The 17,122-nt window shown below is 67.3% G+C and carries 20 protein-coding genes; 5 read left to right on the forward strand and 15 right to left on the reverse strand.

What is annotated here, in order from left to right; translation table 11 throughout:
* The first annotated feature begins 14 nt into the window (after positions 1-14).
* A complete protein-coding gene (locus ACM0PK_RS03055; protein ID WP_005415543.1) occupies positions 15-722 on the forward strand; it encodes a YitT family protein in 708 nt (235 codons plus the stop codon).
* Positions 723-804: 82 nt separating this feature from the next.
* Here the strand turns inward: ACM0PK_RS03055 and ACM0PK_RS03060 are convergent, their stop codons facing one another.
* The gene (locus ACM0PK_RS03060) at positions 805-1,350 is read right to left on the reverse strand and encodes a DNA-3-methyladenine glycosylase I (protein WP_414607197.1); all 546 of its coding nucleotides are present in this window, start codon (positions 1,348-1,350) and stop codon (positions 805-807) included.
* Complete coding sequence (locus ACM0PK_RS03065) at positions 1,347-3,140, reverse strand: DUF4153 domain-containing protein (RefSeq protein WP_414607196.1); 1,794 nt, start codon at positions 3,138-3,140, stop codon at positions 1,347-1,349. The genes ACM0PK_RS03060 and ACM0PK_RS03065 overlap by 4 nt, the downstream gene beginning before the upstream one ends.
* Before the next feature lie 91 nt (positions 3,141-3,231).
* Here ACM0PK_RS03065 and ACM0PK_RS03070 point away from each other — a divergent pair, with 91 nt between their 5' ends.
* The 4 genes from ACM0PK_RS03070 (at position 3,232) to ACM0PK_RS03085 (ending at position 5,939) form a co-directional block, all read left to right on the forward strand.
* Complete coding sequence (locus tag ACM0PK_RS03070) at positions 3,232-3,798, forward strand: YqgE/AlgH family protein (RefSeq protein WP_134970618.1); 567 nt, start codon at positions 3,232-3,234, stop codon at positions 3,796-3,798.
* A 19-nt stretch (positions 3,799-3,817) separates the two neighbouring features.
* Positions 3,818-4,285 (forward strand): Holliday junction resolvase RuvX, encoded by a 468-nt coding sequence (gene ruvX, locus ACM0PK_RS03075; RefSeq protein ID WP_180885592.1) that lies wholly within the window; start codon positions 3,818-3,820, stop codon positions 4,283-4,285.
* Positions 4,286-4,301: 16 nt separating this feature from the next.
* Complete coding sequence (locus ACM0PK_RS03080) at positions 4,302-5,252, forward strand: aspartate carbamoyltransferase catalytic subunit (protein ID WP_072168199.1); 951 nt, start codon at positions 4,302-4,304, stop codon at positions 5,250-5,252.
* 195 nt (positions 5,253-5,447) lie between these two features.
* Positions 5,448-5,939: an REP-associated tyrosine transposase gene (locus ACM0PK_RS03085; RefSeq protein WP_414607195.1), complete on the forward strand. Its 492-nt coding sequence runs from the start codon at positions 5,448-5,450 to the stop codon at positions 5,937-5,939.
* Positions 5,940-6,026: 87 nt separating this feature from the next.
* Here ACM0PK_RS03085 and ACM0PK_RS03090 read toward each other — a convergent pair whose 3' ends face one another.
* The 13 genes from ACM0PK_RS03090 to lptA form a co-directional block, all read right to left on the reverse strand.
* Positions 6,027-6,824 carry a carboxylesterase family protein gene (locus ACM0PK_RS03090; RefSeq protein WP_134970624.1) on the reverse strand — a complete coding sequence of 266 codons (798 nt, stop codon included), beginning with the start codon at positions 6,822-6,824 and terminating at the stop codon, positions 6,027-6,029.
* A 71-nt stretch (positions 6,825-6,895) separates the two neighbouring features.
* Positions 6,896-7,162, reverse strand: a complete 267-nt coding sequence (locus tag ACM0PK_RS03095; protein WP_414607194.1) for a hypothetical protein — start codon at positions 7,160-7,162, stop codon at positions 6,896-6,898.
* Between the two features lie 105 nt (positions 7,163-7,267).
* Positions 7,268-8,629 carry a magnesium transporter gene (gene mgtE, locus ACM0PK_RS03100; RefSeq protein ID WP_049410631.1) on the reverse strand — a complete coding sequence of 454 codons (1,362 nt, stop codon included), beginning with the start codon at positions 8,627-8,629 and terminating at the stop codon, positions 7,268-7,270.
* Positions 8,630-8,755: 126 nt separating this feature from the next.
* Positions 8,756-10,525 (reverse strand): phosphoenolpyruvate--protein phosphotransferase, encoded by a 1,770-nt coding sequence (gene ptsP, locus ACM0PK_RS03105; protein WP_180885542.1) that lies wholly within the window; start codon positions 10,523-10,525, stop codon positions 8,756-8,758.
* A gap of 2 nt (positions 10,526-10,527) precedes the next feature.
* On the reverse strand, positions 10,528-10,797 hold the full coding sequence (locus ACM0PK_RS03110; RefSeq protein ID WP_005408385.1) for an HPr family phosphocarrier protein: 270 nt from the start codon (positions 10,795-10,797) through the stop codon (positions 10,528-10,530).
* A complete protein-coding gene (locus tag ACM0PK_RS03115; protein WP_005408386.1) occupies positions 10,790-11,182 on the reverse strand; it encodes a PTS sugar transporter subunit IIA in 393 nt (130 codons plus the stop codon). Before ACM0PK_RS03115 ends, ACM0PK_RS03110 begins: the two co-directional genes overlap by 8 nt.
* A 418-nt stretch (positions 11,183-11,600) precedes the next feature.
* Entirely contained in the window at positions 11,601-12,485 is an 885-nt protein-coding gene (rapZ, locus tag ACM0PK_RS03120) for an RNase adapter RapZ (RefSeq protein ID WP_005415554.1), read from the reverse strand.
* Between the two features lie 27 nt (positions 12,486-12,512).
* Positions 12,513-13,463: an HPr(Ser) kinase/phosphatase gene (gene hprK, locus ACM0PK_RS03125; protein WP_005408388.1), complete on the reverse strand. Its 951-nt coding sequence runs from the start codon at positions 13,461-13,463 to the stop codon at positions 12,513-12,515.
* Complete coding sequence (locus ACM0PK_RS03130; RefSeq protein ID WP_072168192.1) at positions 13,460-13,912, reverse strand: PTS sugar transporter subunit IIA; 453 nt, start codon at positions 13,910-13,912, stop codon at positions 13,460-13,462. Before ACM0PK_RS03130 ends, hprK begins: the two co-directional genes overlap by 4 nt.
* Before the next feature lie 21 nt (positions 13,913-13,933).
* Positions 13,934-14,251 carry a ribosome hibernation-promoting factor, HPF/YfiA family gene (gene hpf / locus ACM0PK_RS03135; RefSeq protein WP_005415556.1) on the reverse strand — a complete coding sequence of 106 codons (318 nt, stop codon included), beginning with the start codon at positions 14,249-14,251 and terminating at the stop codon, positions 13,934-13,936.
* 58 nt (positions 14,252-14,309) lie between these two features.
* Complete coding sequence (locus ACM0PK_RS03140; protein ID WP_072168191.1) at positions 14,310-15,731, reverse strand: RNA polymerase factor sigma-54; 1,422 nt, start codon at positions 15,729-15,731, stop codon at positions 14,310-14,312.
* A 40-nt stretch (positions 15,732-15,771) separates the two neighbouring features.
* A complete protein-coding gene (gene lptB, locus ACM0PK_RS03145) occupies positions 15,772-16,491 on the reverse strand; it encodes an LPS export ABC transporter ATP-binding protein (protein WP_005415558.1) in 720 nt (239 codons plus the stop codon).
* Complete coding sequence (gene lptA / locus ACM0PK_RS03150; RefSeq protein ID WP_414607193.1) at positions 16,491-17,057, reverse strand: lipopolysaccharide transport periplasmic protein LptA; 567 nt, start codon at positions 17,055-17,057, stop codon at positions 16,491-16,493. Before lptA ends, lptB begins: the two co-directional genes overlap by 1 nt.
* Positions 17,058-17,122: the final 65 nt, after the last annotated feature.

Consider the following 17,122-nt stretch of genomic DNA (forward strand, 5'->3'; position numbering starts at 1 on the left):
GTTCCCCCACCCGCATGTCCCTTCCCTCCCATGGCCCCGCGCCGTGCGACGACGCTGACGGCCACCTGGTCACCGCCGGTCCGCTGACCCCGCCGCCCGACAGCGCCGGCACCACCGCCGACGACAAAGCGCTGCGTCACTCGATCGCCGAGGACGTGCAGGGCATGGTGCTGGCCACGATGGTGGCCTCGCTGGGCCTGGCCATCTTCGCCAAGGGCGGGCTGATGATCGGCGGCATGGCGGGCATGGCCTTCCTGCTGCACTACGCGATGGGCTGGAACTTCGGCCTGGTGTTCGTGCTGGTCAACCTGCCGTTCTACTGGGTGGCGCTGCGGCGCATGGGCTGGGAATTCACCCTGAAGACCTTCGCCGCGGTCACCGCCTGTGGCGTGCTGACCGACCTGCTGCCGCGCTGGATCGACTTCTCGCACATCAACCCGCTGTACTCGGCGATCGTCGGTGGTGCGTTGTCCGGCCTGGGCATCCTCTTTTTCATCCGCCACCGTGCAAGCCTTGGTGGCATCGGCATTCTGGCGGTGTACCTGCAGCGCACCCGTGGCTGGAGCGCGGGCAAGGTGCAGATGTCCTACGACGCCTGCCTGATGGTGGCCGCGTTCTTCGTGTTGTCGCCATCGAAGGTGCTGTACTCGGCCATCGGCGCGGTGGTGCTCAGCCTCGTGCTGATGTTCAACCACCGCCCCGGCCGCTACATGGGCGTGTGACGTTCAACGGTGTTGCCGGCCAGCGGCCGGCACTACCTGAACCCATGCATGGCAGCGCCGGGCCATGCCCGGCGGATATCCATCAGCGGGCGGCGGCCTTCAACCACGGCGGCGACAGCATCAGCAGCCGCGCATGCACCGGGCAATCCTCGGCGTGCGCACCGGGCAGGTAGCCCAGGCTCATCAGGAATTCGCCGGTGATCTCGCCGCCGGTGAAGCGGAACGTCTTCTTGAACAGCTTCACCCAGTCGGCCTTGCTGCGCGGGTGGTGCGCATCCAGCCACGCCGCGAAGCTGCCATGGCTGGCCCGCAGCCGCTGGATCACCTGCGCGTTGTGGATCGCCGCCAGCACCTTCAGCCGGTTGCGGATGATGCCCGCGTCCGACAGCAGGCGCTCGATGTCCTGTTCTGCATACGCGGCCACGCGGTCCACATCGAAGCCGTCGTAGGCCGCGCGGAAGCCCTCGCGCTTCTTCAGGATCGTTTCCCAGCTCAGGCCGGCCTGGTTGATTTCCAGCACCAGCCGCTCGAACAGCTCGCGCTCGTCACGCTGCGGGAAGCCGTATTCGTTGGCGTGGTAATAGTCGTGCACCGGATGGCCCGGGGCGATGAGGCAGTAGCCGCTCATGGGGAAGGCTCGTTGGAATCGGATTCGGATTCGGGATCGATGGCCAGCGCAGGGTGCCCGCCGATGGACAGCATCGGCCAGCGCGGTGGAATGAGCGTGAGTCTGCCGTCACGCAGGGCCTGGTTGATCGTCTCGGCCTGGCCGCTGACGGTGCCGAACAGCGCACCGGCCCGGCGCCACTGCGAATCCTTGCCACGTGCGTACAGTACGCAGTCCGGTCCACGGTGGGTGTTCAGCTCGCACAGCAGCACCTCGCCGGTACCATCGCCGTCCAGGTCGCGATGCACGATCAGGCAGTCGCGCTCGCTCTGGGCGCAGGATTCGCCATTGATCGATCGGGTGGCCAGAGCTTTCCACCAGTCGTCCGGTGGCGAACTGGATCCCTTGGCCAGCTTCAGCGCGCGCTGAAGCGCGGCGACGTCCTGCGGCCCCTTGTCGAGGCGATGGCCGTCGTCCCAGCGTGAGGTGCGTGCCAGTGCTGCAGCGATCACCTGTGGCGCGTTGGCATCAGCGGTGATGGCCGGATCGCGCTGCAGTTCGCGCAGCGCCTGCACGCCACGGCGCCCCAGATCGAAGCGCAGCACGTTGACGTCGCTGCTGGTGATCGCCGGCGGGTCCGCGCGCAGCCGCTCCAGTTGGCTGGACAGGGTCAGCCGCACCGGGTCCAGCAGGGGCGAGTTGCCCAGCAGGGCCAGTGCCAGCACCGCCCAGCACATCCAGCGGTTGACCGGCTCCAGCATCTGCAGCCAGCGGCGCTGCCGGCGCAGCACCGCCAGCGCGTAGCCCACGGCATAGCCGGCCGTGGCCAATGCGACGAGTACCGCCCAGAAGCGATCCAGGGTCCAGCCGTACTGCGCCACGCGCAGGCCCAATGCATACAGTGCCAGCGCGGCGTAAACCGGCAGTGTCAGCAGGCTGGCTTCGACCAGCCTGCGCAGCACCAGAGGGTAGGAGACACTGTCTTCCCCCTGCTGGTAGACCGCATTGGTGAACGTCACCAGCAGCAGCGACACCACCACCAGCAGGCTGGCGGCCGAACGGGTCTTCCACAGCGGTTCCAGCCCGGTAAGCGGCAGGCTCAGCACGAACAATACGGCGATGAACGACAGCAGCGGCAGCAGCCCACGGCAGATCGCGAACAGCACCTGGCGGGTGATCTGGATCGCGCGGTGCTGGGTGCGCCCGATCAGCACGCCGAACCCGGCCAGGCTGCCGGTGGCCAGTGCGATGAAAGCGTCCTGCCGGAACAGGTCGCGGAAGACATTCACGTCCAGCAGTTGGAACAGCGCTGCCCACAGCCACAGCAGCAGCCAGGTCAGGCCGGTGAACAGCGCCGCCAGGGCAAGGGTCAAACCGTTCTGCCAGGCGCGCTCGAACAACTCGGGGTAGCTGGCGCGCCAGTGCCCATGCTGCAGTTGGAACTGCCACCAGGGCAGGGCCACGAACACCGCCACGCCCATGCCCAGGGTCAACGGAAACTGCAGCGCGCCCGATTCCAGTGCGGTTTCGCCATTGAGGTTCCAGCCGATCCAGGCGGCCAGCGCCAGCACCACCGTCGAGCCAAGCACGGCCTGCAGCCACAGGCGGCGCTGGCCCAGCTCGACCAGGCTCAGCGCCACCGCGCTGGGAATGGCCAGCACCCAGGCGTACCAGCAGTAGCGCCAGCCGATATCGCGGAACGGCCAGGCATCGGACAGCTCCTGCGCGGCGTACAGCATCAGGCCCTGCAGCAGGGCGATCAGGACGATGGCGCTGCGTGCCGGCAGGGTCAGGGGCGATGAAGATGGCATCAATGACCTTCCGTGGCAAAGCACCATCCTAGCCCATCGCGGTTCGGCGCCATCGCGCGACCATCCCGCCCCCAGCAGGTAGAATGGTCCCATGCCTGTAATACCGACCTCCCTTGCCGATCACCTGCTCGTCGCGCTGCCGTCGCTGCTCGACGCGACCTTTGCCCGCAGCGTCGCGCTGATCTGCCAGCACGACGAGAACGGGGCGATGGGCGTGCTGGTCAACCAGCCTTCCGAATACACGCTGGGTGAAGTGCTCGCGCAGATGGACATCACCACCGGTGATGGCGAGCTGCAGGCGCGCATGGTGCTCAATGGCGGTCCGGTGCATCCCGAACGCGGCTTCGTCATCCATGACGACGCGCGCGCGTGGGATTCCAGCCTGACCGTGGGCGACGGCCTGTACCTGACCACCTCGCGCGACATCCTCGAAGCGATGGCGCGTGGCGAAGGCCCGGCCAATGCGGTGGTCACCCTCGGCTGTGCCGGTTGGGGCGCAGGGCAGCTGGAAAGCGAGCTGTCCGAGAACAGCTGGCTGACCGTGCCGGCCGATGCCGAGCTGGTGTTCCAGCTGCCGCTTGAGCAGCGCTGGCAGGGAGCGGCTTCGCGCATCGGCGTGGACCTGTTCCGGCTGACCGACTACAGCGGCCATGTCTGAGCCCATCTCGCCCGCCCCGATTCCTGCTGCGCCGGCCATCCGTCGCGACGGCACGGTCCTGGGTTTTGATGTCGGCTCGCGACGCATCGGCGTGGCCATCGGCAGTGCCTTCGCCGCGCATGCGCGCGCGGTGGCGGTGGTCGATGTTCACGGCAACGGCCCGGACTGGACCGCGATCGAACGCCTGCTCAAGGAATGGAAGCCCGACGGCCTGGTGGTCGGCGACCCGCTGACCCTGGACGGCCAGGACCAGCCCAACCGCAAGCGTGCGCAGGGCTTTGCCCGCCAGCTGCGGGAACGCTTCAAGCTGCCGGTGGTGATGATCGACGAGCGTTCCAGCTCGGTCGAGGCGGCCCGCCGTTTCGCCGTCGAGCGCGCCGAAGGGCGCAAGCGTCGCCGTGATGCGGCCGCCCTCGACGCTGTGGCCGCGGCGGTGATCATCGACCGCTGGCTGTCGTCCCCCGACGACGCCACCCCCATTCCCTGACTGCACGACTCCCGCCATGACTGCCCAGCAAATCGATGCCTCCGGACGCCTGCGCCACCTGCTGACCCTGGAGGGCCTGCCGCGCGAAACCCTGCTGCAGCTGCTCGATCGGGCAGGGCAGATCCGCGACGCCGCAGTCGGCCGTGTCGGCAACAAGCGCCACGTGCTGGCCGGTTCGGCGGTGTGCACGCTGTTCTTCGAGCCGTCCACGCGCACCCGCAGCTCGTTCCAGCTGGCCGCGCAGCGCCTCGGGGCCGATGTGCTGAACTTCGATGCCTCGACCTCGTCCACGCGCAAGGGCGAAACCGCCTGCGACACGCTGCGCAACCTGGAAGCGATGGGCGTGCGCGGCTTCGTGGTGCGACACCCCGATGACGGCGCCGTGGCCGCGCTGGCCGAGGCGGCGGGCGAGGGCACCGCACTGATCAACGCCGGCGACGGCCGCAGCGCGCACCCGACCCAGGGCCTGCTGGACATGCTGACCCTGCGCCAGGCCAAGGGCCCGGATTTCTCGAAGCTGAAGGTGGTGATCGTCGGCGACGTGAAGCACTCGCGCGTGGCGCGCACCGACCTGCACGCGCTGCGCACGCTGGGCGTGGGCGAGATCCGCGTGTGTGGCCCGCAGTCGCTGCTGCCGGATGACGAGACCCTGAAGGGCTGCGTGGTCGGTGATGATTTCGACGCGATGCTGGAAGGCGTCGACGCGCTGATGATGCTGCGCCTGCAGCGCGAGCGCATGGAAGAAGGCCTGGTGCCGTCGCTGGAGCAGTACCACGCGCAGTACGGCCTGACCCGCGCGCGCCTGGCGCGTGCCGGCAAGGACGCTGCGGTACTGCACCCGGGCCCGATCAACCGCGGCGTGGAAGTGACCGACGACGTGGCCGATGGCCCGCAATCGTGGGTGCTGCGCCAGGTCGCCAACGGGGTCGCCGTGCGCATGGCCGTGCTGGAAACCTTGCTGGGCTGACCACTTTGGTGGGTGCCGACCGTTGGTCGGCACGGCTGATCTGTTCTCAGCCGATCCGGTGGGTGCCGACCGTTGGTCGGCACTGGACCATCAGTGCGGTGAAGTGCGGGCCTGGCCATTGAATGGTTTCGGGCCTACCTGTATTGACGTGTTGCCCGATAGAAGAGAGATACCGGCAGGCGCACGCTTGGGCCCATGAACCGCGCACGCCTACGCCTTGGCCTCCATTCCCGGATCGGGCAATCCTACATCCTGACCACCGTCACCCAGGAACGTCGACGCTACTTCGATGATGCCACTGCGGCACAGGAGGTGATGGATGTGTTCCGTCGCATTGATGATGATGGCCTGACGCACTCACTTGCCTATGTGGTCATGCCGGACCACATCCATTGGCTTGTTGAGATCCGTGCGTTCTCGCTGGACTACATCATGCAACGCTTCAAATCGAGCAGTGCATTGCGGATCAACCGCATGCTGGGCAAGACAGGACCATTTTGGCAATCGAGCTATCACGATCACGCCATTCGTTCTGAAGAATCACTGTTTCGCCATGCGATGTACATCGTCGCCAACCCGGTCAGGGCGAACTTGGCGAGCTGCGTGGGAGAGTACCCGTATGCCTGGTGCCGATGGGAGATTGATGGGAGGTACCAAGCAATGGATTACCCCGAAGCGGAGAGATAGTGCCGACCAACGGTCGGCACCCACCAATACCCAAGCCGACCAACGGTAGGTATCCACCAACAGATGTTTCCCAGCAGAAGCCGCGGTTCAGCGCTTCTGCGCGAACAGCCATGCCCACATTGCCGGGTCCGCGTAGGTGGCGTCCCAGGCATTGTGGTTGCCTTCGGGGTACTCGGTGTAGCGCACGTCACGCGCGTTGGCGTTCTGGAATGCGGCGTGCAGCCGGCGGTCGTCATCCGGCGGCACCACGTCATCCAGCGCACCATGGAAGATCCAGATCGGTGTGTGCCGAAGCCGCTTGGCGATCACGGCATAAGGATCGGATTCCTGGGCCACCTGTTCGACGAACAAGGTCGGACGCACCGCGCGCGGCGCCAGCACTGCGCCGCATACTGGCACGATCGCGGCGAAGCGCCCGGGTTGATCCAGCGCGATGTTCCAGCTGCCATAGCCGCCCATCGACATCCCGGTCAGGTACTGCCGCGAGGGATCGGCACCGAACTCGGCGATGGTGGCGTCCAGGGCGGCCAGCGCAACGCGGTTGTTGCGCCCGCTCCATTCCTGGCGGCCCGGCACCTGCGGGAATACGGCCAACGCGGGGAAGTCGGCCGCGTGCCTGCGCAGGTGCGGCCCCAGCCCGGCATGGGTCTGCTTGACGCCGTCGCCGCCACGCTCGCCGGATCCATGCAGGAACAGCACCACCGGCAGCGCGCCAGGCGTGCGCGCCGCGGTTGCCGGAATGAACACCTGGTAATAGGCGGTACGGCCATCCACTTTCACCGCACGCGATTCGAAGCGGCCACGTGCGCTGTCCGGGTGCGAGGCGCAGCCGGCCATCATCAGGATCGCCAGCATCGGCAGCCAGCGCATCATCGTACGGACCATCGACGTTCCCGGAGCGGTGGGTTCAGCCGCATCCTAGTCCGCCGCAGGTCAACGCGGCATCATGCGCCGCATCACTGCGGGCGCGGGAAGCTGGCGATGATGTCCAGCTGTTCCTGGGCTTCGGCATTGCCGCTGGCGGCGGCGGCCTGCACCTGCGCTATGTCCGGGTGCAGCACCACCAGCAACGGGTTTTCGCAGACCGGGCAGTCGTACTCGGTGGCGTCCTCGTCCAGTTCCATCACCATGGCGCGCGAGCTGCCCTTCCATTCGCAGGCCGGGCAGGTGTGCTGCTGGTCGCGCCAGCCGGGCTGGAAATAGTTTTCGATCGTGGTGGCCATGAGGGTCCAGTTGGAATCGGGTCAGAGCCCCGCGTCGCGGGGATCCGACCCTGGGTCTTGGTGTGGGTCGGAGCTCCGCGTTGCGGGGATCCGGCCCGGCAGGGATCAGTGCAGCAGCACCAGCGTGGCCAGGCCGAGGAAGGTGAAGAAGCCCATCGAGTCGGTCACGGCAGTCAGGAAGATGCCACTGGCCAGCGCCGGGTCGAAGCCGAAGCGTTTCAGGGTCAGCGGCACCAGCACGCCGGCCAGTGCCGCGAACAGCAGGTTGCAGGTCAGCGCGATGGCGATCACCGCCGACAGTCCGGGCGAGTGGAACCAGACCAGCACGATCAGCCCCAGGATCGAGCCGAGCAGCAGGCCGTTGAGCGCGGCCACCCGCACTTCCTTCCAAAGCAGCGTGCGCGCGTTGGAGGCGCCCACCTGGCCCAACGCCAGGCCACGCACCATCAGCGCCAGCACCTGGGTGCCGGCATTGCCGCCCAGGCCGGCCACGATCGGCATCAGCACCGCCAGCGCCACCAGCTTGTCGATCGTGCCCTCGAAGTGGCCGACCACGCTGGAGGCCAGGAAGGCCGTGCACAGATTGATCGACAGCCACATCAGGCGGCGGCGCATGGCGCGCCAGACCGGGCTGAACAGGTCCTCGTCCTCGTCCAGGCCGGCGGCGCCCAGCGCCTGGTGCTCGGCCTGGCCGCGGATGATGTCGACCACGTCATCGATGGTGATGCGGCCAACGAGGATGTTGTTCTCGTCCACTACCGGTGCGGAGATCCAGTCATGGTCGGAGAACTGCCGTGCCACTTCCTGGTCGCTCTCGCCGACGTCGATGGCCGGCTGCTCGTCGTCGATCAGGCGGTTGATCGGGGTGGTGTCCTCGTGGGTCACCAGTGCCGCCAGCGACACCCGGCCGAGATACTGGTGCCGCCGGCTGACCACGAACAGGTGGTCGGTGTGGTCCGGCAATTCGCCGCGCAGGCGCAGGTAGCGCAGCACCACGTCGACGTTGACGTCGGCGCGCACGGTCACCACGTCCGGGTTCATCAGGCGGCCGGCGCTGTCCTCGGGATAGGACAGCACCTGTTCCAGCCGCTCGCGGTTCTCGCGGTCCATCGACTTGAGGACTTCATCGATGACCGTATCCGGCAGGTCTTCGACCAGGTCGGCCAGATCGTCGATGTCCAGGTCTTCGACCGCGGCGATGATCTCGTCCGGGTCCATGTCCGCGAGCAGGCTTTCGCGCACGTCCTCGCCGACGTGGACCAGCACCTCGCCGTCGTCTTCAGGATCGACCAGGCCCCACACCACCTCGCGCTTGCCCGGCGGCAGCGATTCAAGCAGGTTGCCGATCTCGGCCGGGGCCAGGGTGTTGACCAGGCGACGTACCGGGCCCAGCCGGCCGCTGTCCAGTGCATCGGACAGCATCCGCAGTTGGCGCGCAGTCTTGTCGTGGCGTACAGCTTCAGCCATCGCAGCTCCCGCGGGATAAGAAAAGCCGCGATCCCGGCAAGGATGCGGCAACAGGGGTGTTCAGCGCGTCATTATCGCAAGGCGATGTTTCAGCGCATAGCCGCCGGATGGCACCACCCTTGGCGCTCAGGCCGTTTCCGCCACCAGCGCCAGCCAGCGTTCGATGGCGCGGCGGTCGCGCGCGGCCAGCAGTTTCGGTGCACGGGCGCGCAGTGCGCCCAGGTCAGCGTCGCGTATCGCGCGGCGTACCTCCAGCAACGTACCGGGGTGCAGGCTGAACTCGCTCAGGCCCAGCGCCAGCAGCAGCGGGGTCATCCGGGCATCACCGGCCATCTCGCCGCAGACCGCCACCGGGACGCGGTGACGCGCGCCGGTCTCGATCACCATCTGCAGCAGCCGCAGCACGGCCGGGTGCAGCGGTGAATACAACTCGCCCAGTGCCTCGTTGTTCCGGTCGGCAGCCAGCAGGTACTGCACCAGATCGTTGGTGCCGATCGACAGAAAATCGACCAGGTCGATGAAGCTCTCCAGCGCCAGCGCAGCGGCGGGGACTTCGATCATCGCGCCCAGCGGTACGTGGTCGGACACCATGTGGCCTTCGCCGCGCAGCTGTTCGGTCAGTTTGAGCATGCGCCGGCGCACGGCCAGCAGCTCCTCGCGGGTGCTGACCATCGGCACCAGCACGCGCAGCTTGCCGTACGCAGACGCGCGCAGTATCGCGCGCAGCTGGGTGTCGGCCACCTTCGGCCGTGCCAGCGACAGGCGCACTCCGCGCAGGCCGAGTGCAGGGTTCTCTTCGTTGCTCAGGGTCAGGCCGGTACGGTCGGCCTTGTCCGCGCCCAGGTCCAGCGTGCGTATGGTGACCGGCCGCCCGCTCATGCCCAGCGCGGCATCGCGGTAGGTCTGGAACTGCTCTTCTTCGTCCGGCAGCTCATTGCGCTGCAGGAACAGGAATTCGGTGCGGTACAGGCCGAGCCCCTGCGCGCCCAGTGCATGTGCCTGGGTCACGTCTTCCAGTGATTCGGCATTGGCCAGCAGGGCAATGTCGACCTGGTCGCGGGTACGGCTGGGCTTGCTGCGCAGGCGGCCGAGCTCGCGCTGCTCGCGCGCGTGCTCCTTCAGCCGGACGCGGTAGTCCCGCAGGTTGTCGGCCTGCGGGTTGACGGTGATGCTGCCGTCGGCGCCATCGATGATCAGCACATCGCCATCGGCGATGCGGCTGAGCAGCTGCGGCACGTTGACGATCAGGGGCAGGTGCAGGCTGCGCGCCAGGATCGCGCTGTGCGACAGCGCGCTGCCGGCGGCCGTGACGATGCCGACCACGCCCTGTGCCTGCAGCTGCGCCAGCTCGGAGGGGGCGATGTTGTCGCAGACCAGGATCTCGCCGGCCAGGCCTTTCACCGCCGACGGCCGTTCGGGTTGCAGGAAGGCGTGGATGCGCCCGATCACATGGTCGAGATCGTCCATGCGGCTCTTCAGATAGGCATCGTCCATGCCATCGAAGACCTTGGCCAGGCGGTCGCGCTGCAGGCGCAAGGCATAGCCGGCGCTGTACGGGCCGCTGCGGATCAGCTCGTCCAGGCCGTGCAGCAGCTCGGGGTCGTCCAGCAGCAGCGCGTGCAGGTCGAGGAACTCGCCCACTTCCTGGTTCAATGCGCCATGCAGGCGCTGGCGCAGTTCGTGCATTTCCGTGCGCGCGGCATCCACCGCACGATGCAGGCGGGCCAGCTCGGCCTCGACCTGGTGGGCGCCGATGCGTTGCTCGGCCACCTCCAGCGCATGCGGCAGGCGTACCCGTGCGCGGCCCATCGCCGCGCCACGGGCAGCACCGTGCCCAGCCAGCAGCTGGACCGGCCGCTGGCCGGAAGGAACCTGGCCGGCGCGCGCGCGCGGCACGCTCAGCTGTCCTCGTCGAAGCGGCGCTCGAACAGACCGACCACCGCTTCCATCGCGGCGGCTTCGTCCTCGCCGTTGATGCGCACGGTGACGGGGGTGCCCTGGCCGGCGGCCAGCAGCATCACCCCCATGATGCTCTTGGCGTTGATCTCACGGCCCTTGGCGGCCATGGTCACGTTGCAGCGGAACGGCGCCAGGGTCTGCACCAGCTTGGCGGTGGCCCGGGCGTGCAGGCCCAGGCGGTTGCTCACGGTGAGTTCTCGTTCAAGCATCGTCGACTATCGCTCCATTACGGGTGCCCGCCGCGGCTGTGGCGGGCAGTTGATCCAGTCCCTGTTCCGGATAATTCATCACCCGCAGCAACATCGGCAGGCTCAGCGCTGACACTCGGCGAACCGGGGTCCCCAGCCGGGCCAGCTGCCCGGCAAGGTTGGCGGGGCTGGCGCCGTACAGGTCGGTCAGGATCAGCACGCCGTCACCTCCGTCGACCCGGCGCAAAGCGGCCGAGGCGAGCGGGAGCAGGGCGTCCAGGTCTGCGTCGAACGGTACTTCGAAAGCTTCGGTTTTCAGCGGCAACTGCCGCAGGAGCCGGGTCGCCACGTCAAGCAGGGCGGTCCCGACCCCGGGATGTGTTACGAGGAGAATGCCACAGGTCATTACTGCACGTTAACAGGTCAAGGTGAATCGGCGATAGCAGCAGATGAGGGGTACTGTGTCCCGTATTCAGTGTTGCTCGGGTCGGATCCCTTTTTCATTGAAAAAGGGATCCGACCCCATGCGTTTTTCGATGCCTGGCAGCGATTCATCCACGCATGGCGTGGATCTACCGTGTCGACCAAGGTCGACACCTACCAACAGCGCACGGAATCTGTCAGAGGCGGGGCGGTGTGGGTAGGCAGGACCGTTGGCGCCATGGATGGCGCCATCGAGCCCCCATGGACGGGTTCACGGCGTGTCCTGCCTACCCACACCGCCCCGCCATCCCACGGAATGCCGCTTTTGCTGTTGCTGTTGCTGTTGCCGGCCAGCGGCCGGCACTACCAACGGGTGCCGGGCGCAGCCCGGCCGACCACCCTCAATCCTGTTCGCGGTGGTAGGTGGCCACGTCCTGCCAGCCCATCTCGCGGGCGTGCCGGGCCATGCGCTCGGCCAGGAACACCGAGCGGTGCTTGCCGCCGGTGCAGCCGAACGCCACGGTCACGTAGCTGCGGGTGCCATCCCCCAGTTTCGGCAGCCAGGTATCCAGGAAATCCATCAGCTGGGCCAGGTAACGCTGCACGTCGGGCTGTGCTTCCAGATAGTCGCGCACGCCCGGCTCGCGCCCGCTCAGCGCGCGCAGGTCCGGGTCCCAGTGTGGATTGGGCAGCACCCGCGCATCGAACACGAAGTCCGCCTCGGCCGGTACGCCGCGCTTGTAGGCGAATGACTCGAACAGCAGCGACAGGCCGGTGGCATGGTCCATCGCGAACTCGGTGATGATCCGCCGCCGCAGCTGGTGCACGTTGAGGGTGCTGGTATCGATCACCGCATCGGCCTCGCGGCGCAACGGTGCGGTCAGTTCGCGCTCGCGGGCGATCGCTTCGGGCAGCGACAGGCCCAGCTGGCTCAGCGGATGGCGACGGCGGGTGTCGGCGTAGCGCTTGAGCACCGTTTCGTCGCTGGCCTCGAAGAACAGTACCTTCACTTCCACGCCGGCGTCGGTGGCCAGCTGCCGCCAGTCGCCCAGCTGGCTCAGGTCGGCCTGGCCGCGGACATCGATGCCTACGGCCAGGCGGCGCGGTGCGCTGCCGTCATGGTTGGCCAGCAGGCTGCGCACGAAGTCCGGCAGCAGGTGGATCGGCAGGTTGTCCGAGCAGTAGTAGTCCTGATCCTCGAAGGTCTTCAGGGCGACGGATTTACCCGAGCCGGACAGGCCGCTGACGATGATCAGGGTCGGGGCGGTGGGGATTGCGGTGCTCATGGACAGGCTCTTCGAGGGGCAGGAGGATCAGGGTGTTCGCCGTTCCAGCAGGTTGCTGTGGCGGGCGATGAACATGGCCGCCGGGTCAATGCCCTTGGTGCGCAGGATGTGCAGGCGGGTGGCGGCTTCGGTCAGCACGGCCAGGTTTCGGCCGGGCATCACCGGCAGGGTGATCAGCGGAACGTCCAGGTCCAGCACATGGCGGGTACCCGAGTCGCCGGTCAGGCGCTCGTAGCCATGCGGGGTGGGTTCGGTCATAGGCTTGGTCAGGTGGACGATCAGCCGAAGGTACTTGTTCTTCTTTACAGCCGTGTCGCCGAACATCTCGCGCACGTTCAGCACGCCCAGGCCGCGCACTTCCAGCAGGTCCTGCAGCAGTTCGGGGCAGGTGCCGTCGAGTACATCCGGGGCGATCTGGGTGAACTCGGGGGCGTCGTCGGCGACCAGGCGGTGACCACGGCTGAGCAGCTCCAGCGCCAGCTCGCTCTTGCCCGACCCGGCCTCGCCGGTGATCAGCACGCCAATGGAATAGATCTCCATGAACACGCCGTGCAGGATCACCCTCGGTGCGAGCGTGCGCGCCAGGTGGTAGGACAGGTGGTTGAGCAGTTCGTGGCCGCGCTTGGGCGACAACCACAGCGGCGTGCCGGATTCATCGGCGGCGGCGCGCAGGTCTTCCGGGCAGGCCTGGTTGCGGGTCAGCACCAGTGCAAGCGGGTGCGACTGCATGATCTTTTCGATGGTCTCCCAACGCTGGCGCGGTTCCAGCGCATCCAGCCAGGACAGTTCCTCGGTGCCCAGGATCTGCACCTTGTTGGGATAGATGGCGTTGAGGTAGCCGGCCAGCGAGGGGCGCCGGGAGACGGTATTGCCGGCCTCCAGCTCACGCTTCTCACCGGATTTGCCTGCGGCCCAGCGCAGCCCCAGCCGCTCGCGCTGCTGTTCGAACAGTTCACGGGCGGTGATGCTGGTATTCATGCGGCGCTCGCAGGTGGGGTCATGTCCAGCGCCTCGCGCAGGGCCCGGGCATCGCCGGCTTCACGCAGGGCCTGGCGGATATCCGGCGCGGAAAACAGCTCGGCCAGCTCGGACAGCAGCATCAGATGCTGGTGGGTGTAGTGGGCGGGGACGGCCATCGCGAACACCAGGTCCACCGGCTCATCGCCGCCGAAGTCGACCGGGCTCGCCAGACGCAGCAGGGCGCCACGGGGGCGGTCCAGGGTCGGCGCGCGGCCGTGGGGGATGGCGATACCGTGGCCGATCGCGGTGCTGCCCAGGGCTTCGCGCTGGCACAGGTTCAGATAGATCTGTTCGGCATTGGCCTGGCGGCAGGCCAGCAACCCGGCGGCGGCCTGCAGGACGCTGTCGCGGTCGGTGGCCGCGCAGAGCTGGGTCTGCACGGCCGCCAGGAGGTCAGTCAGGGGCATGTCTGCGGGGAACGGTGGCGATCAGCCACCATTGTCACCCACCGGCAGCGGTGCGTGCTGCTGTTTTTTCTCCTTGTGCTTGATGACCAGGCGGTCAAGCTTGTCCGCAAGCAGGTCGATCGCGGCATACATGGTCTGGCCGCCGGCCTCGGCGTGCAGGGTCTGCCCCGGGATGTTGAGGCTGGCGTCGACGTGGTGTTCGGTCTTCTGCAGCTTGAGGGTCACCCGCGCTTCGCAGTGCTGGTCGAAGTGTTTTCCGATCCGGGCCAGCTTCTCCTCCACATAGGACTGCAGGGCCGGGGTGACTTCGACGTCTTTGCCAAACGTTTCGATGCGCATCGGGTTTCTCCTGTGTTCGGATGTGCCAATGAACCTCTCCGCCGGGCGCGGCGGTGCGTCAAGCGATTCTGACCCTTTCGTGCGAGGCGGAGATGTTCATGGCTTCACGATACTTCGCCACGGTGCGTCGCGCTACTGGAATTCCCGACGATTTGAGCAGGTCAGCCAGCTTGGCGTCAGAAAGCGGCTTGCGCGGGTTTTCGTCGTCGATCAGGCGCCGGATCATCGCCTGGATGGCGGTGCTGGACGCCTCGCCACCGCCTTCGGTATCGATGCCCGAGGCGAAGAAGGCACGCAGCGGCAACGTGCCGCGCGGTGTGCGCACATGCTTGCGGGCGATCGCGCGCGACACCGTCGACTCGTGCAGGCCCAGTTCGGCGGCGATCTCGCGCAGGGTCAGCGGACGCAGCGCCTGTTCGCCGAACTCGAGGAAACCGGCCTGCTGCAGGATCAGGCTGCGCACCACCCGCAGCAGGGTTTCACCGCGCTGCTGCAGGCCCTTCAGCAGCCAGCGCGCCTCCTGCAGCTGGCCACGCAGGTAGCCGGCGTCGGCCTCGCCACAGCGGCGGATCAGCTGTTCGTAGCCACGGTGGATCACCACCTTCGGCCCGGCATGGGCGGCCAGCGCCGCGCGCCAGATGCCGTTCTGCCGCCACACCACCACGTCGGGCACCACGTAGGTATCCTGCGAAAGCGGCGCGATCTGGGTCCCCGGACGCGGGTCCAGCGAGCGCAGCAGGGCGACCGCTGTCTCGACCTCGTCCAGCGGCTGTTTCAGTTCATGGGCCAGACCGGCGACGCCACTGCGTGGCAGTCGTTCCAGCGGGCCTGCGGCAATCTGCCGCGCCAGCGCCAGGCCCGCGGTGTCGCCAGGCAACAGATCCAGCTGCAGCTGCAGGCATTCGCCGAGCGTGCGCGCGGCAACGCCGACCGGGTCGAAGCGCTGGATGCGATGCAGCACCGCAAGGATTTCATCCTCATCGGCATGGACCGACGGCAGCAGGGTTTCGGCGATGGTGGCCAGCGGTTCGCGCAGGTAACCGTCGTCGTCCAACGCATCGATCAGCGCAGCGCCGATGCTGCGGTCGTGCATGGAAAGATGCGACAGGTGCAGCTGCCACAGCAGGTGGTCGGCCAGCGTCTCGGTTTCGGCCACGCGCTCGGCGGCGCTGCCGGCGTCATCATCATCGTCGAAGCTGCCGCCACTGCCGGCAGCGCTCCAGTCGAGCTCGGCCGGTGCCCAGTCGTCGCCATTGTCGGTGCGTTCGGCCGGCGTGTCGGCGTCCGTGTTGTCGCCGCCTTCATTGGCGGCACTGCTGTCGTTGCTGTCGGCCCAGTCCAGCAGCGGATTGCTTTCCACGGCCTGGGCAATTTCAAGCTCCAGCTCGGTCGTGGACATCTGCAGCAGCTTGATCGCCTGCTGCAGCTGGGGGGTGAGCACCAGCTGCTGTCCCAACGATGTCTGCAGCCGAGTCTTCATGCCTGTGCCGAATGGAAGGAAAGGGACCCAGCACCTGCGGTCACAGCTTGAAGGAATCCCCAAGGTAGACGCGACGTACGTCAGCGTTGTCCAGGATCGCCTCCGGCGAGCCCTGGGCCAGCACGGTACCCTCGGCGAGGATATACGCGCGGTCGCAGATTCCCAAGGTCTCGCGCACGTTGTGGTCGGTGATCAGCACGCCGATGCCACGCTGCTTGAGATGGGTGACGATGCGCTGGATTTCGCCCACCGAGATCGGGTCGACACCGGCAAACGGTTCGTCGAGCAGGATCAGGCGCGGCTGCGCGGCCAGTGCGCGGGCGATCTCGCAGCGACGACGTTCGCCACCGGACAGGCTGGCACCGAGCTGGTCGGCGACATGGCCCAGCTGCAGCTCGTCGAGCAGGCTGTTCAATTCGCGTTCGCGGCCGGCCGAATCCAGGTCTTCGCGCAGTTCAAGCACCAGGCGGAGGTTGTCGGCCACGGTCAGCTTGCGGAACACCGACGGCTCCTGCGGCAGGTAGCCCACGCCCTGCTTGGCACGGGTGTACATCGGGTCGCTGGTGATGTCCTTGCCGTCGAGCACGATGCTGCCTGCATCGGCGGCGACCAGGCCGACGATCATGTAGAAACAGGTGGTCTTGCCGGCACCGTTGGGGCCGAGCAAACCGACCACTTCACCGGCGTCGAGGGTCAGCCCGAAGTCCTTGACGACTTCGCGCTGCTTGTAGCGCTTGCGCAGGCCCTTGGCGACGAGCATTACTTCTTGCTCCCCGCCGGCCTGGCCGGCGTGCTGGCCGGAGCCGCTGCCTTGGGTGCGGCGGCCGGCTGTGCTGCCCCGTTCTTGTTCTTCGGCGGAATGACGGTGCGCACACGGCTGCCATCACCACCGGAGTTCATCTCCCCGGTGCGGGTGTTGTAGACCATGCGCTGGCCGGCATTGGTGCCGCGCGCGCTGGTGACCTTGTAGTTGCCGGTCAGGGTGATGATCTCGGTCTTGATGTCGTAGTCGATGCGATCGGCCACCGCATCCATCCAGGTGCCATCGTCGAGCTGCTGCTTCATCGTGGCCTGCTTGCCGGTGAATACCGCACGCACGGCCTCGCCGTCCTTGAGGTAGATCTCCGCTTCGGACGCGCGGATGTCCAGCGTGCCCTGGGTAACGGTCACGCCCTGCGAGAGCACGGTCTTGCCATCGCCGGTGAGCACGCCCGACTGGGCGCCGGACTCGATGTTCATGTTCTCGTTGCGATCAGTGGACTTGGCAAAGCCAGCGCTGGGAACCAGGAGACCGAGCGCGAGTACGGCTGCAAAGGGGATCTTCATCGGGGTCCGTTCTACCGGTGGGGCCGCCGGGAAACCGGGGGCGAGTGGGGGGGGGCTGCCTTCCT

This window comes from Stenotrophomonas sp. FR010 (assembly GCF_047520755.2).
GTDB lineage: Bacteria > Pseudomonadota > Gammaproteobacteria > Xanthomonadales > Xanthomonadaceae > Stenotrophomonas > Stenotrophomonas sepilia.

Excerpts from the sequence above, each read along its gene's own strand:
- ACM0PK_RS03055 (WP_005415543.1), top strand. The coding sequence starts at position 15 with ATGTCCCTTCCCTCCCATGGCCCCGCGCCGTGCGACGACGCTGACGGC.
- ACM0PK_RS03060 (WP_414607197.1), bottom strand. The coding sequence starts at position 1,350 with ATGAGCGGCTACTGCCTCATCGCCCCGGGCCATCCGGTGCACGACTAT.
- ACM0PK_RS03065 (WP_414607196.1), bottom strand. The coding sequence starts at position 3,140 with ATGCCATCTTCATCGCCCCTGACCCTGCCGGCACGCAGCGCCATCGTC.
- ACM0PK_RS03070 (WP_134970618.1), top strand. The coding sequence starts at position 3,232 with ATGCCTGTAATACCGACCTCCCTTGCCGATCACCTGCTCGTCGCGCTG.
- ACM0PK_RS03080 (WP_072168199.1), top strand. The coding sequence starts at position 4,302 with ATGACTGCCCAGCAAATCGATGCCTCCGGACGCCTGCGCCACCTGCTG.
- ACM0PK_RS03085 (WP_414607195.1), top strand. The coding sequence starts at position 5,448 with ATGAACCGCGCACGCCTACGCCTTGGCCTCCATTCCCGGATCGGGCAA.
- ACM0PK_RS03090 (WP_134970624.1), bottom strand. The coding sequence starts at position 6,824 with ATGGTCCGTACGATGATGCGCTGGCTGCCGATGCTGGCGATCCTGATG.
- ACM0PK_RS03095 (WP_414607194.1), bottom strand. The coding sequence starts at position 7,162 with ATGGCCACCACGATCGAAAACTATTTCCAGCCCGGCTGGCGCGACCAG.
- mgtE (WP_049410631.1), bottom strand. The coding sequence starts at position 8,629 with ATGGCTGAAGCTGTACGCCACGACAAGACTGCGCGCCAACTGCGGATG.
- ACM0PK_RS03110 (WP_005408385.1), bottom strand. The coding sequence starts at position 10,797 with ATGCTTGAACGAGAACTCACCGTGAGCAACCGCCTGGGCCTGCACGCC.
- ACM0PK_RS03115 (WP_005408386.1), bottom strand. The coding sequence starts at position 11,182 with ATGACCTGTGGCATTCTCCTCGTAACACATCCCGGGGTCGGGACCGCC.
- rapZ (WP_005415554.1), bottom strand. The coding sequence starts at position 12,485 with ATGAGCACCGCAATCCCCACCGCCCCGACCCTGATCATCGTCAGCGGC.
- hprK (WP_005408388.1), bottom strand. The coding sequence starts at position 13,463 with ATGAATACCAGCATCACCGCCCGTGAACTGTTCGAACAGCAGCGCGAG.
- ACM0PK_RS03130 (WP_072168192.1), bottom strand. The coding sequence starts at position 13,912 with ATGCCCCTGACTGACCTCCTGGCGGCCGTGCAGACCCAGCTCTGCGCG.
- hpf (WP_005415556.1), bottom strand. The coding sequence starts at position 14,251 with ATGCGCATCGAAACGTTTGGCAAAGACGTCGAAGTCACCCCGGCCCTG.
- ACM0PK_RS03140 (WP_072168191.1), bottom strand. The coding sequence starts at position 15,731 with ATGAAGACTCGGCTGCAGACATCGTTGGGACAGCAGCTGGTGCTCACC.
- lptB (WP_005415558.1), bottom strand. The coding sequence starts at position 16,491 with ATGCTCGTCGCCAAGGGCCTGCGCAAGCGCTACAAGCAGCGCGAAGTC.
- lptA (WP_414607193.1), bottom strand. The coding sequence starts at position 17,057 with ATGAAGATCCCCTTTGCAGCCGTACTCGCGCTCGGTCTCCTGGTTCCC.